The organism is Nocardia anocheti (assembly GCF_029675105.1).
Classification (GTDB): Bacteria; Actinomycetota; Actinomycetes; order Mycobacteriales; family Mycobacteriaceae; genus Nocardia.
This window is the reverse complement of record NZ_JAQQFV010000007.1, coordinates 17,955-31,345: the sequence shown is the minus strand read 5'-3', so window position 1 is coordinate 31,345 and position 13,391 is coordinate 17,955. Positions and strand designations below refer to the sequence as shown.

Genomic DNA, 13,391 nt, shown 5'->3' with positions numbered 1-13,391 from the left:
AGGCACCCTCAGCGGGATTCGGGACCCTTCGAGGTCGCGAATCCCCCTCGGCAACAGAGGATTCGGCGATGCGTAGCTTGGTGAATTCCACCGCGGCGGCCCTGGTCGCCGCCGTCGTCGCGGCCGGTACCGGAGCGGTCGGCGTCGCGCGGGCGGAAGTACCCGCCACCCAGCCTTGCACCCCGTACACCGCGATTCTCGCGCCGGGAACCTGGGAGACCACGCCCGACGCCGATCCCCGGGTGCCGGTCGGCATGCTCCGACCCGTCGGCGACGGCCTGCGACAGCGGTTCGGCCCGGACATCACCGTCCTCTACGTCCCCTACGCCGCGAGCGCCTTCGATCTGGGTCTGACCTACGCGGAGTCGCTGGGCACCCTGGAATCCCGCCTGCACCGGATGCTGCGCGGCCTGTGCGACTCGACGCGGGTCGTCCTCGCCGGGTACAGCCAGGGCGCGGACGGCATCGGCGATCTCGCCACCGAGATCGGTCACGGCGAGGGACCCGTCGACACCGATCGAGTGGCCGGTGTCGGACTACTGGCCGACCCGCATCGCGACCCGAACACGACCCTGTCCCTGGGTGACCCCCAGCCCGGTCGCGGCATCGCCGGAACGCGCAGCCGGGATTTCGGCGCGTTGACCGACCGGGTCCGCACCCTGTGCGCCGACGGCGACCTGTACTGCTCCCTCGATGCCGCCACCTCCCCGTTCCTCGCCGTGGTGGGCCGGGTCCTGAGCGGCGATCCCGGACCGATCGCCGACGTCGTCCCCGCCACGGTCGATCCCCGCACCCTGATCGAACAGGCCGTCACGATGGGCGCGGGCTGGACCGCCACCGCGGCGAACCTGCCCACCATCCTCGACGACCTGACCAGCCTGCCGGAGCTGCTCGCGGCGGGTGACATCCGCAGCGCGCACCGCACCGCGAACGCCCTGAACGTCGCCCTGTCCCCGCTGGTCCAGGCCGCCGCCGGGGTGGACCGCGACCTGATCGCCGAGGTCATCCGCGCGGCGGCCGCCGCCGACCCCTCCGGCCGGACGGCGGGCCTCAGCGTCGTCGCCGACGCCCTCACCCGGATCGACTTCCTCAGCATCGCCGACCAGGTGGGCCGGGTTCAGGAGATCCTCTGGCGCGCGATCGAGTCGCTCGATCGCGACGACCCCGTCGCCGCGGCCGCCGACCTGACGAACCTGGCCGCCACCGGCGCCGACCTCACCGGCGCCGTACTCGGCCCCGTCGCCGCCGGTATCCGCGCCGACCTGCGCGCGACCACCCGCACCCTGCTCAGCCTCACCGATCCCGAGACAGTCGACGAGCTCGTCCAGCTCGGCCGTCAGGGTGTGGACATGGCCAACTTCTACGCCTCGGCCGCCCACCTCGACTACGGCGAGGACGTTCCCCTCCTGCTGAACTACCTGAGCTCGCAGGTCGGCGCGTAGCGGGGTTCAGCTCAGCACGACACCGCGTCGCCGGACGCGTTGTCGATGCGCACGCCGAGGACCCGCTTCAACTCGCCGACACTGTCGGGACTGGGGGTCACCACATCGCGTTCCCAACGGCTGATCTGATTTCCGTCCCGGATCCCGATCCAGTCGGCCAACTCCGCCTGCGTGAATCCGGAGGCCATCCTCGCCGCCCGAATAGCTTTGCCGATCGTGGACATGGTCCCCCCTTTCTCTCGATGCCCTCGGCACGGATCGCATCGGCGCTGGTGTCCGTCGGCGAACACTCGCGCCCCTGAAGCGGTCTCGCGCAGCCACATTCGAACGATATCGAGGAATCGGAGGCCGAAAGAGACTGTGACTGCACGGCAACTGACTCTGCACGCACACCTGCACGCGCACCTGGGCTCGATGTCCCCGACTACGTCGGCGGGTTGTCCGCCTCGGTGGCGCTGCGGCGCCAGTCTCGCGGTGTCATCCCGAAGGTTTCGCGGAATCGGCGGGTGAAGTGGGCGGAGTCGCGGAACCCCACGGCACCGGCGACCGCGGCGATCGACCGATGCGCGTAGCCCCGGTCGACCAGCATGTCGCGAGCCCGGACCAGGCGCTGTTCGATGATCCACTGCTCGAGGCTGATTCCCGACTGCGCGCACACCTTGTACAGGTGCCGGACGGAGATGTTGTTGGCGGCGGCGATGTCCGGAATCTTCAGGGCCGAATCCGACAGGTGCGCCCGCACATAGCCGAGAATCTGCTCGATCAACAATTGTTCGGGGATGGCGCCACCGTCGCCCGGCCCGCGCCCGGCCGCCGAAATCAGCAGCGCCCGAACCATTTCCATGCACGACTCGCCCACCGAGGCGGCGGCCGGATCGGCTTCGAGCTGGTCGGCGATCCCGACGAGATGCTGGATCTGGGCCGTCACCATCGGATACAGCGGCGATGCCGCCAGTCGTCCGTGCGCGGCGATGATCGTTTCCGCCGAAACGCCGAGGCGCTCCCGCGACAGCTGCAGACACAGGGTGCCGCCGAGACCGTGCCAGCCCGACGCGAACGTGGTGGCCAGATCGATCACCTCGCACGCGCCGGGTTCGATCAGCGTCTGCGCGCCGAACTGTTCGTGCCTGCGGACCTGCCCGTTCTGCACCGTCACCGTCAGGGTGTCGCTGGGGGTGGCCCGCTCGTGGCGACTGGTCCGGCACACCTGGTGCCCGGACACCTCCGAGCGGGTGAGCGCGATCGGACCCAGCATCCAGGCCTGATGTCTGCTGACCACTTCGGCGGGCGCGTCCCACATCCGCAGATTCGCCCCGATGTCGGCTTCCTGCAGGATCGCGGTGACCGCCTCGCGACGGTCCGCCGGGGTGAAGTAGTCGGAGTCGATCAGCACTGCCATGGGGGATCTCCGCTTCGGATTCTCGCCGGCGGTGGAGGCCATCCCGTCGCCGGCCGCTGCGCGTTCGGGGTGGGGGCAATGCCGCGATGCTATCGCGCCGCGGCCGCCCCCGAGCCCGATTCGGCAGGGTTCCCCCGCCGACTTCACCGCCCCACGGAGGCGTGTTCCCTTGCCGCAGTGGGACCTACCGCGAGGATCCGTCGTTCGGCGGCCGTCGCCGTGGCCGCCCACTCCGGCCGCACCGCCGCGTAGGTGCACACGTCGTGCCACCGACCCTGGGTCCGGTAGAGCTGCCGCAGCCGCGCCTCCGGTGTCAAGCCCACCCCCGACATCACCGTGTCCATCACCGGATGATCGTGGCGGTGTCCCGCCCACACCCGGTGGATCCCGAGCGGTCCGAAGGCGAACGCCGCCAGCAGCCGTCCCGCTTCGATCCCGCCCGCGCGCAGCGACCCTTCCGGCACCACGACCAGTCCGCCGATCATCGCGTTGCTGCCGTAGTCCTCGACCAGCAGACCGATGGTGCCGACCATGGTGTCCGCGTCGCGCGCCGTGATCGCCAATGTGTACTTGCGCCGCGGGCTCTCGCCTCGGGCGCGCAGAGCCGCGTCGAACGCCGCCGTGGCCGCCTGCACGCCCATGCTGTCGGTTCCCATGTACCGGGTGAGGTGCGGGTCGGTGAAGATCCGCTGGTAGACCCCCAGGTCACCGGCGCGCAGGTCACGCAGCCGCAGCCGCGAGCCGACCAGTTCCACATCGCGCGGATCGATCATCACCGGGCTTCCTCCATCACCCGCACGGCTTCCGTGACACTCGGTGGACACAGGGCGGGGACGAGTTCGTCGAGATCGATATAGGTCCGGCCCGAAGGGATCAGCTCGCCGAGCAGGATCCGGCGCGCGGTGTCCGCCACCAGGGCACCGCCGAGCGTCACCCCCGAGGCGAGCTGCGGCCAGCTCGACAGACTCCGGCCGATCTCGCCGACAGCCTCGCGCATCGCCGGACTCAATCGCGGCCCGTCGACCACGGCCAGCAGAAATGTCAGCAGCTCACCCTTGTTCATCCGCGCCACATCCGACGATGTCGCCTCGCCGGTGCGGCCGTGGAACAGCGGCCGATGGGGTTCGAGATCGAACCGCTCGACATCCAGCAGACCGCGATCGTTGGTGTCCATCAGGACCGGAATCCCCCGGTTCCGCGCGTACTCGCGGGCAGCGACCTTCGCCCAGACCGTGTCGCATTCCTCCACCAGCAGGTCCAGCGGCCGGGTGCCGTCCACACCGTCGAAGAAGGGCCCGATCGATGCCTCGGTCAGCCCGTCGGTGATCACCTCGATGTCGAGATAGGGGTCGATCTCGACCATCTGCCGCGCGGCCAGCACCGCCTTGGAAACCCCCAGATCACCGATCCCGGCCCGCAGCCGGTTCAGATTCGACAGCCCGACGGTGTCGAAATCGGCCAGCCGGAACGCTCCCCCGACCCCTTCCATCGCCAACGTCACCGCCGCGCTGTTGCCCACCGACAACCCGACCACACCGATCCGCCGCCCCCGCAGGTCGCGCTGCTGCACCCGGTCGATCTTGCTCCGATTCCGATCGGTTCTTACCTGCTGAAAACCCTCACGCGGCAGCACATGCACCAACCGACCGCTCCACGGGTAGAACACCCAGGTCCCCCACCGCCACAGCGGCGTCTCACCACAGATCCCCCGCCGGGCCGCCGCCAACGAGTCCGTCGTCCACACGACGGCGGGATCCTCGCAGCGGATCAGCTCGTCGAGTTGCTCCTCGATCGTGTCGTGCACCGCGCGCACAGCACCCGACGCCACCAACGCTTCGAGATCACTCAGCCCTTCCGCACTCGACGCGTCGAGCAGTACGGGAAGGAATTGCGATGTCGCGGCGCAGGGCGTGAGTACCGCCGGACGCGGAACCGAGCGAAGCCGAACCATAGGTGCACGAACCTCCGACCCTCATGAGACGAACGGACACCCGCTTGTCTCTCTGTCGAACAGGACGCGCACAGGATACAGTCAGCACACTTCCAGCAAATCGATCTCCGGTCCACCGGCATGGCGCGAACAAGACTCCACCCAACTGGGCCTACAACCGCCCGGACCCGAGCGAAAAGGCAACCCGACCGGTCAGCCGTCCGCGACCTCGCAATACCCCCGCAAGTATCGGTCAACCCGCCCAAACCGCCGCAGCCCCGACTGCCGTGGGTTCATAGACGACGATCCATCGTGCTCGGCGCACAAAAAATGGCTGGCCGACATGAAGAACATGCCTGACCAGCCATTATGTGTGGTCCCAGCTGGTTTCGAACCAGCGACCTTCCGCGTGTGAGGCGGACGCTCTCCCGCTGAGCTATGGGACCTGACCTGCTTTTCGAGTGGCCGGGGTGGGCCGCTCGAACGAGATGGAACATTAGCACGGAGTACCGGTGTGACACCAAATCGGCTTGTGAGCGGGAGGTTCGGGGTCCTCAGCTGTCCTTTGCCTCCGTTCCGTTCGAGCCACTACCGGCAGACCGCTGGGCACATAGATGTTTCAATGCGCATATCTACGTTTCACGATGCAGTAACTCGGGCGCGCCGGGCGGTGAAGACTCGCCCACGGATGCTTGAACGACACCCGTGTAATTCGCATTCATGCCCGTCTACCAGGCGATTTGTAGTCTGCGTCGAACGTCGGCTAATGTTCTCATCGCACCACGGAGGACAGCGAAGCCGCCAGGCCGACAGCCTCCGGAAGTGTGAATGCGGATGTAGCGCAGCTGGTAGCGCATCACCTTGCCAAGGTGAGGGTCGCGGGTTCGAATCCCGTCATCCGCTCGAGAGGTAGGTTAGGCATTTCGCCAATCCTCCTTTGCGCGGTGGAGTGGCCGAGTGGTGAGGCAACGGCCTGCAAAGCCGTGCACACGGGTTCGATTCCCGTCTCCACCTCGCGCGATTAGCTCAGCGGGAGAGCGCTTCCCTGACACGGAAGAGGTCACTGGTTCAATCCCAGTATCGCGCACCACAAGTAGGGCCCCGGTTACCCCCGGGGCCCTACTTGCGTTTCCGGCCTGTCCACGACCGTCGGGCCTGGTCAGCGCCCGGGTTCGCTGACCACATCCGATCTGATGTAACGCAGGTCACTCGATGGGCGGAGAGGGCGCGGGCTCCCCTAGGATCGGCACTCGGCGTCGCCGGGTGGGTCGGGTGGCGCGGACCGGCCACGTGTGAGGGGCGAGTATTTGAGGCAGATCCTGTTGGCGGCGGGGATCGCGCTGGTCGTGACCATCACGCTCACCCCGGTGCTCATCCGGGTGTTCGCGCGGCGAGGGTTCGGCCAGGAGATCCGGATCGACGGACCGGCCAGCCACCACACCAAACGCGGCACCCCGACCATGGGCGGGCTGGCGATCGGCGCGGGCGTGTGGGCCGGATATCTCGGATCACACCTGATCGGGATGCTGTGGGGCGCGTCCGGGCCCAGCGCCTCGGGCATCCTGGTCCTGCTGCTGGCCTCCGCTCTCGGCATCGTCGGCTTCCTCGACGACTCCATCAAGCTGCGCAAACACCGCAACCTCGGCCTGACCGCGGCGGGCAAGTACATCGGCCAGATCGGCGCCGCGGTCGTGTTCGCGGTGCTCGTGCTGCGTTTCCCCGGGGCCACCGGACTCACCCCGGCCAGCCGCAACCTGTCCTACGTCCGCGATATCAGCACCATCTCCTTCACCTCGCTGTTCTTCGTCGCGTTCATCGTGCTGCTGGTGGTGGCCTGGTCGAACGCCGTGAACATCACCGACGGCCTCGACGGACTGGCCGCGGGGTCGATGAGTCTGACCCTCGGCGCCTACGTGGTGATCACGCTGTGGCAGTACGACAACTCCTGCGAGATCAGCCCCGGCCGTGCCTGCTACACCGTGCGCGACCCGCTCGATCTGGCCATGGTCAGCGCCGCAGGGGCCGCCGCGTGTATCGGATTCCTGTGGTGGAACGCCGCCCCGGCGAAGATCTTCATGGGCGACACCGGCTCCCTCGGCCTCGGCGGCCTACTGGCCGGACTGTCCATCACCAGCCACACCGAGCTGCTCGCGGTGGTGCTGGGCGCGCTGTTCGTCGCCGAGATCATGTCGGTGGTGCTGCAGATCGTGGTCTTCCGGACCACCCACACGCGGCTGTTCCGGATGGCGCCGTTCCATCACCATTTCGAGCTCAACAACTGGCCCGAGACGGCGGTGATCATCCGGTTCTGGGTGCTGGCGGGTATCGCGTCGGCGACCGGGCTGTGCCTGTTCTACAGCGAATACCTCACCGCGCTCTGAGCCGGAGTTGTCGGAGCCTGCCGCTACGCTGACCCGAGGCGAGCGAGGGAGGTTGCACGGTGAGCACCGCGAGCGAGGTCGGCCACGATATCGCCGCCGAGGTCTCGTTCGAGCTGGAAGAGCTCGACGACCTGGTCGGTGAACTGCTCGTCGAGCATGCCGAACGCGCGGCCCGCGACGCGCGGATCGTGGCGCTGCGGCTCGGGATCGGCGGCAGGCGCCCGGAAACCCTCACCCAGGTCGGCGCCCGCTACGACCTGGCGCGCGACCGGGTCCGTCAGCTCTACGCCAAGGCGATCGGACAGGTCGTGCGCGAAGCAGCCCGCTCGGGACACCGTGCGACCGCGGTGTTCGCCCATCGATATCCGCGCGCGGTCGGTGACCTGCGCCTGACCCGGACCCTGCTCGCCGAGACCTACGCCACCGACACCGACCTGGTGGCGATGGAGTGGTCGTATCTGAAGCTGCGCCTGGCCGGACACGACCAGGCCGACGCCAAGCGGGTGGCGGGCTATGTGATGCAGCGAATCCTGGGCTGGCAGAAGAAGACCGCCAGCATCCTGGCCAAACTCCACTCCCCCGACGACGACACCGACGACCTCGACGCGCTGCTCACCGGCGTCGAATGGCTTGCCGGGTCCCCCGCGCCGCTGCCCACCGCGTCGGCGCGCGCCGATCGCGACGACGACGGGCGCGGCCGCTTCTACCTGGCCAAGGTGGGCCGCGAGGTCGCCTACGACTCCGCACTGGCCGCCCGCCTGCTGCGGACCCTCGACGCCGCGCCCTCGGTCGCCACGTTCCAGGAGGAACCGGTCGCGCTCACCTACCGCTTCGACGGCGCGGACCAGGAGCACTACCCGACCGTCGCGGCCCAGCTCACCGACGGTCGCGTCGTGCTCGTCGACGTGGTGCCGCTGGGCCGGATCGCCTTCCACCACAGTCGGATCCAGAACGAGCTCACCCGCGCCCACGCGCACGAGCACGGCTGGGGCTGGCTGCCCTGGACCGGCAGCGCGCTCGGTCCGGACCGATTACGAACACGCGACATCGACCCGGCCGTCGAAGAGCGCGTCGCCGCCGACCTCGCCCAGGCGCCCTACGACCGGGCCGCGCTGACCGCCCTGTGCGCGGACACCGGCCTGGACCTGCTGGACCTGGCCGGACTGGTCCTGCGCAACGACTGGCGGTGGGACCGGATGCCGCTGCGGCTCAGCGCACCACCATCGCCCCGGCCATCAGGGTGATCACCAGCAGCATCGCGCAGCAGGTGAGCCACTGCCACTGATTGATCGTGCGGTCCATCCGCCCGATCGTCGCGCGCAGCCCCGCGGCGATGCGCTGCTGGGCGAGCAGTTCGCTGCGCACCCCGGCCAGGGTGATGGCCTCGGCGTCGGCGGTGACCCCCGCGCGGTCGATCCGATTGTGCAGACGCGTCACCAGCTTCTGCTTGTCACGCACGGCCTGGCGGGAGACCGCCAACTCCACCCGCTGATCGCGCAGCTCGCGGCGCTGACGCTCGATCGTCGCGGCCTGCGCCGCGGTATGCCGTTCCCAGGTGCCCACCTCGGCCCACCCTCCTGTCGTCAGATCCCGATGGCCCCACTCGATCTCGCCGACCACCCAGCCCTCGAGGAAGTCACGCAGTTCCGTGCTCGCCTGCGCGGGAGCGGCGAAACCCGTCTCCCCGGCGGTGAGCATGCCCTGGTCGATGCGGTAGTCCGCGGCCGCCGGAGCGAAGTCGGGCACGCCGACGGCGGGGACCAGCGGCACCCAGTAGCCCTGCGGGCAGACCCACAGCACGTCGTCGATTCCGGCCGCCCGCAACCGTTTCCGATGTTCGCGCGCGGCGGTGATGTCGAGCGGACCGCTGTGCACCTCGACCACGCAGCGGCGCTCGCCCCGGCGCCAGTAGATGTCGACCGGAATGTCGCCGACCCGGGTGTCGACCTCGGCTTCGTCGGCGCCCGCCGCGGTGAGTCGACCGCAGATCCAGTGTTCGAGTCGCTGCGTGTTCCACTGCGCGGCCGCGCATTCGGGACAGCCACAGCCGTAGCCGGTTCGTTCGGGAGCCGCCCGCCGACTGCCCTCGGAGATCCCGAGCTCGTCGAGCAGAGCCCGTCGTCCGCACACCACCTGGGTGTCACTGCGCCGCGTCGTCCTCACACCATCACTCCCTCACCAAGGGCATCTCGCCCGCGCCCTGGACACCAGGTTCCCGCAGCATCCGACACGCCGCCAGCCCCCTTGACCCGCGCTCGGGTGCGTCACCCTTCGGTGAGCGAGATCACAAATACGGCTTGACCTGTATATCAAGCTATTTCATTGTGCCGACGTCGCAGAACGTCCCCGAGATCTTGATCATTTCGATACACAGACCGGGCCTGTTGCGTGTCCGATTCATCCCGATCGAGAAACGCTTCGGCGTGTCCCCGATGGGTGGGCCGGTCCGGCGCGAGGACGCACTCGACGGCACCGGTGGATATGATCGCTGCGGCCGAGGCGGGCCCGCTCGCCTACCACGGGAAGTAGGGTGTGCATGAACCACGCGGAGCACGACGAAACCATCGGGTCGATGCTGGCGAGTATCGCCGCGGCGCTGCGTGAGGTCAGCGAGAAGCTCGATATGGTCGCCGCGCGGGTCCAGCAGGAGATCCCGCCCTTCCCGAACGACGACGATGTGCCCGACCAGATCCGGATCCGCAGGCTGGAGTCCTGGGCTTTCCATGCGTCACAGGACATTTCGCGGTTGAGTTCCCGGTTGGACGCACTCGACGGCGGCGATCCCGAGCCCGGCACCCGCGGGCCCACCCGCACCACGCCCAGTCGGCGCGAGGTGCGCGAGGCCGCCGAAGCCGCGGAGCGGGCCGCCGAAGCCGCCGTCGCGCCGGAACCTCCTGCGCCCCACCCTTTCCGCAATATCGACGGCGCGCGGCCGCCGCTCGAGCGTCGACAGTCCGCCCTGCGGCCGACCGCCACCGATCACCTGGGTGATCCGACCTGGCCGATCACCGTCACCCCGGTCCCGCGTGCGGCGCACGCGCCCGGTGGGGTCGCGGTGGTCACCGTCGAGCGTGAGACCGACTCGGTCGAGGAGATGGCCGAAAGGCACAGCGGCGCAACGCCGGACGAGGTGTCGACCAACCGCAATGGGACGCGACTCGATCACTCCACGCCTCAGCCCAGCGCGCCTTCCGCGCCCGAGACGAACGGGCTCGCGTCCGTCGGCCTCGACGCCGAGACACCCCCCGGCGGGGGGAAGGCCGGGGTGGCGGCGGGGATCGGTGTGCCCGCGCGAGGACACGAGGCGTCGCGGCAGGAGGTCACCCCCTCCGAACGCGCCGAGACCGGCAGCTCGGAACGCACAGCACCCCAACGTCTTTCGCATCCCGGTGTGCGGCAGACGGCTGGACATGAGCCGTCGGCCGGGTCGGATGCTTCCGAGCAAGCCGGGACGGCGGTTTCGCGGCACTCCGGGTCGGAGACTCCTCGTTCCTCGGTGAGCGAGGTTCCCGAGCGGGCCGTGTCGTTCTCCGCGCTCAACAGCGCACGGGTGGTACCGGATTCGGCGGACGACCGGGCCCTGGCGGGTGGTGCGGACCGGAGCGGGCCAGTCAGTGACCGGGCGACCGCTGATGGGCGCGGATCAGGTGTGACGACCGAACAGGTGGCCGCGGATGTGCGCGAGCCCGGTGGGGCGCGCGATGATCGGAGACCCGAAAGGGAGAACGGGGCGGTCGAGGGAGCAGCGTCCTTGGGTGCTCGCGGCGTGGTCGACGGGGTAGTCGATGAACCGGCGACCGCGAGTGTTCGCGGCGGCGTGGTCGACGGGGTGATCGGTGCCGGGCCGACCGGGGATGTCCCTGTGGGCGAACATCTTTCGTCTGTGTCACCGGAGGATGTTCGACCGGTGTCGTCTGCCGGTGTCGGGCGCGCGCGGCCAGCGAATCGGCTGACCGACAGCTCGGTGCGGTCCGATGATTCGGTCCGGGCCGACGGCGCGGCCACTCGCGAGGAGTCGACGGCGAAGGGTGCCGACGACAGCGGTATCGAACTCCCACCCGCCTCGCGGAATGGCGCTGGCTCCACCGCGCCGGATCCGCGCGCGGCGGGGCTGACGGCAGGAGGGCGTTCCGAGCACGTCGATCAGGGCACCACCGCCAACGGGTTCCATTGGTCGTTCGCCGAGGAGACTCCTGCCAGCGCCGAGCCGATTCCGCCGCGAAATGGGCACGCCCGCAACGGTTTCACCACCGATTCGACGCGGCGGGCCGACTCCCTGTTCGACGATTTCACGCCCCGGAACCTGACCACGCCCGCTGCCGCGAGCGCCCCGCCGTCCACCGCACCCCAGCTTCCCGCACCGGACCGGCAGACAGATTCGACACCTGTCACCCGAGCATCCGATTCGACCGCCCCATTCGCCGCCCTACCCGGGGAGCCGAGTACAGGCGCGCAACAGGCCAGCGCGTCGATGGACCCGTTCGCCACCCGCTCCGGCGAGCCAGACGCCCATCAGCCGAGCGCAGGCGCGCAACACGCGAGCATGTCTCCTTCGACGGACCCGTTCGCGGCCCGTCCCGCCGAGCAGGGCGCACACCAGCCGAACACCGGCGCGCAGCAGGCGGTCACATCCCCTTCGACGGATCCATTCGTCGTCCGGCCCGCTGAGCCGGGCACCGGCGCCCAGCAGCCGAACACCGGCGCCCAGCAGGCGAACACCGGCGCGCTGCAGGCGAGAACGTCCCAATCGGTGGACCCGTACGACACCCGCCCCTCCGAGCTGGGCACGAGCGCACAGCAGACGGTCGGGTCACAGCCGACCGGTCCGGTGACGGCCGAGGGGTCGATGGACTCCCCGGCCATCGCGAACCCTCCTGCTCGGCTCGCGCCGCCCGAGGTCACCTCCTCGGCGGAATCCACCGCCCCGAGCGAGTTCGCACAGTACAACCCGGCTTCGGACCCCACGGGGGACCACTCCCCCACGCCCGAACTCACCATCCCGCCCACGGCCTACGACCCGCCGACCATCGGACTGCCCAAGGACCGGGATCACACCACTCCCGCGGACCCCGAGCCGCCCACGGCCACCGACGCGGCGGGGATCACCGTGACGGGGACGTTCCGGGCGTTCGATATCGAGCGCGCGCACGTCGACAAGTTGCAGGCCATGCTCGACGAGTTGAAGCGGTCGGCGGGGTTGCCGCCGGGGCGGCGGGACGTGTTCGGGCCGCCGACGCCCGAGAGCTAGGCCGAGGCGGGTTCGGCGCGCGGCGCGACGAGTTCGACCGGTGGCGTGAGCAGTTCGACCGTGGGCGCGCGGGTGGGGACGAGGACCTCGGCGATGAGCTCGCGCAGGGCGCGGTGGCCCGCGTCGGCGGTGTTGCGGGGGTGCCAGGCCATCGCGACGACGGGATCGGGCAGCGGGAGGGGGATGTCGAACACGGTCGCGCCGAGCGCGTCGCAGGCGGGGGCGGCGAGTTGTTCCGGGGCGGGACAGACCAGTTCGGTCGTGGTGACGGTGAACAGCGCGGTGGCCAGGTCGGGGACGGTGGCGACCACGCGTCGGGTGCGGCCGTGCAGGGCCAGGCGGTCGTCGATCGGGCTGTGGGTGCGGCCGGTGGCCGAGACCTCCAGGTGCAACGCGGAGGCGTAGGCGGCGACGGTGGGCCGGGCGGCGGCGAACGGGTGGCGGGCGGCGGCCACGCCGATCCAACGATCGGCGAACAGCCGCTGCACCACGGTCTCCGGGTCGGTGCGTCCGAGCATGCCGACCTCCACGTCGACGTGTCCGTCGCGCAGCGCGACCGAGCCGTCGGCGGGATCGGCCGCCAGGAACCGCACACTCACGCCGGGCAGTTCGGCCCGCACCGCGGCCAGCAGCGGCCCGGAAAGCCGCGCCGCCACCGCGTCCCCGACCCGGACGACGAAATCCCGGTGCCTGGGCTCGCCGCCGTCGCGCGCGGTGAGCAGCGTGCGTCCCTGCTCGACCAGGTGCGCGACATCGTGGCGCAGCTCGAGCGCGCGCGGGGTGGGCACCAGCGCCCGGCCGGAGCGCACCAGCAGCGGATCGTCGAGCACGACGCGCAGCCGGGTCAGGGTGCGGCTCATCGCCGAGGTGGAGGTCTGCAGCCGCCGGGCGGCCTCGGTCACGCTGTTGGTGTCGAGTAGCGCGTCCAGCGCGAGCAACAGGTTCAGATCCAGCGCATCCACGCGAGGATTATCACCATTGCCGGTCTCGC

At 69.8% G+C, this 13,391-nt stretch carries 10 protein-coding genes and 4 tRNA genes; 7 read left to right on the top strand and 7 right to left on the bottom strand.

Annotated elements, in window-relative coordinates; translation table 11 throughout:
- Nucleotides 1–68 precede the first annotated feature (68 nt).
- Nucleotides 69–1,442, top strand: coding sequence for a cutinase family protein (locus QC180_RS19120; protein ID WP_278264138.1), 1,374 nt, complete (start codon nucleotides 69–71; stop codon nucleotides 1,440–1,442).
- A gap of 11 nt (nucleotides 1,443–1,453) precedes the next feature.
- On the opposite strand, the gene QC180_RS19115 is transcribed toward QC180_RS19120, so the two are convergent.
- The 5 genes from QC180_RS19115 to QC180_RS19095 all read right to left on the bottom strand — a co-directional run bounded on the left by QC180_RS19115 (nucleotide 1,454) and on the right by QC180_RS19095 (nucleotide 5,217).
- Entirely contained in the window at nucleotides 1,454–1,666 is a 213-nt protein-coding gene (locus tag QC180_RS19115) for a helix-turn-helix domain-containing protein (protein WP_278264137.1), read from the bottom strand.
- A gap of 200 nt (nucleotides 1,667–1,866) precedes the next feature.
- On the bottom strand, nucleotides 1,867–2,841 hold the full coding sequence (locus QC180_RS19110) for an AraC family transcriptional regulator (protein WP_278264136.1): 975 nt from the start codon (nucleotides 2,839–2,841) through the stop codon (nucleotides 1,867–1,869).
- A 143-nt stretch (nucleotides 2,842–2,984) separates the two neighbouring features.
- Nucleotides 2,985–3,614 (bottom strand): GNAT family N-acetyltransferase, encoded by a 630-nt coding sequence (locus QC180_RS19105; RefSeq protein ID WP_278264135.1) that lies wholly within the window; start codon nucleotides 3,612–3,614, stop codon nucleotides 2,985–2,987.
- Nucleotides 3,614–4,669: a ThiF family adenylyltransferase gene (locus QC180_RS19100; RefSeq protein WP_278264134.1), complete on the bottom strand. Its 1,056-nt coding sequence runs from the start codon at nucleotides 4,667–4,669 to the stop codon at nucleotides 3,614–3,616. Before QC180_RS19100 ends, QC180_RS19105 begins: the two co-directional genes overlap by 1 nt.
- Nucleotides 4,670–5,145: 476 nt before the next feature.
- A tRNA-Val gene (locus QC180_RS19095) sits at nucleotides 5,146–5,217 on the bottom strand.
- A 384-nt stretch (nucleotides 5,218–5,601) separates the two neighbouring features.
- Between QC180_RS19095 and QC180_RS19090 the strand changes: the two genes are divergently transcribed.
- The 5 genes from QC180_RS19090 to QC180_RS19070 all read left to right on the top strand — a co-directional run bounded on the left by QC180_RS19090 (nucleotide 5,602) and on the right by QC180_RS19070 (nucleotide 8,396).
- A tRNA-Gly gene (locus QC180_RS19090) sits at nucleotides 5,602–5,674 on the top strand.
- Between the two features lie 40 nt (nucleotides 5,675–5,714).
- Nucleotides 5,715–5,785 (top strand) — tRNA-Cys (locus QC180_RS19085).
- A 1-nt stretch (nucleotide 5,786) separates the two neighbouring features.
- A tRNA-Val gene (locus tag QC180_RS19080) sits at nucleotides 5,787–5,861 on the top strand.
- 217 nt (nucleotides 5,862–6,078) lie between these two features.
- Complete coding sequence (mraY, locus tag QC180_RS19075; RefSeq protein ID WP_278264133.1) at nucleotides 6,079–7,152, top strand: phospho-N-acetylmuramoyl-pentapeptide-transferase; 1,074 nt, start codon at nucleotides 6,079–6,081, stop codon at nucleotides 7,150–7,152.
- Nucleotides 7,153–7,211: 59 nt separating this feature from the next.
- Nucleotides 7,212–8,396, top strand: a complete 1,185-nt coding sequence (locus QC180_RS19070) for a hypothetical protein (protein WP_278264132.1) — start codon at nucleotides 7,212–7,214, stop codon at nucleotides 8,394–8,396.
- Here QC180_RS19070 and QC180_RS19065 read toward each other — a convergent pair.
- On the bottom strand, nucleotides 8,362–9,315 hold the full coding sequence (locus QC180_RS19065) for a hypothetical protein (protein WP_278264131.1): 954 nt from the start codon (nucleotides 9,313–9,315) through the stop codon (nucleotides 8,362–8,364). The two genes, QC180_RS19070 and QC180_RS19065, sit on opposite strands and share 35 nt — an antisense overlap.
- A 373-nt stretch (nucleotides 9,316–9,688) precedes the next feature.
- Here QC180_RS19065 and QC180_RS19060 point away from each other — a divergent pair, with 373 nt between their 5' ends.
- A complete protein-coding gene (locus tag QC180_RS19060; protein ID WP_278264130.1) occupies nucleotides 9,689–12,400 on the top strand; it encodes a hypothetical protein in 2,712 nt (903 codons plus the stop codon).
- On the opposite strand, the gene QC180_RS19055 is transcribed toward QC180_RS19060, so the two are convergent.
- The gene (locus tag QC180_RS19055; RefSeq protein ID WP_278264129.1) at nucleotides 12,397–13,362 is read right to left on the bottom strand and encodes a LysR substrate-binding domain-containing protein; all 966 of its coding nucleotides are present in this window, start codon (nucleotides 13,360–13,362) and stop codon (nucleotides 12,397–12,399) included. The two genes, QC180_RS19060 and QC180_RS19055, sit on opposite strands and share 4 nt — an antisense overlap.
- Between the last annotated feature and the right edge of the window lie 29 nt (nucleotides 13,363–13,391).

What these genes read in the sequence shown, in the direction of transcription:
- QC180_RS19110 (WP_278264136.1), bottom strand. Translation starts at nt 2,841, where the DNA reads ATGGCAGTGCTGATCGACTCCGACTACTTCACCCCGGCGGACCGTCGC.
- QC180_RS19105 (WP_278264135.1), bottom strand. Translation starts at nt 3,614, where the DNA reads ATGATCGATCCGCGCGATGTGGAACTGGTCGGCTCGCGGCTGCGGCTG.
- QC180_RS19120 (WP_278264138.1), top strand. Translation starts at nt 69, where the DNA reads ATGCGTAGCTTGGTGAATTCCACCGCGGCGGCCCTGGTCGCCGCCGTC.
- QC180_RS19060 (WP_278264130.1), top strand. Translation starts at nt 9,689, where the DNA reads ATGAACCACGCGGAGCACGACGAAACCATCGGGTCGATGCTGGCGAGT.
- QC180_RS19115 (WP_278264137.1), bottom strand. Translation starts at nt 1,666, where the DNA reads ATGTCCACGATCGGCAAAGCTATTCGGGCGGCGAGGATGGCCTCCGGA.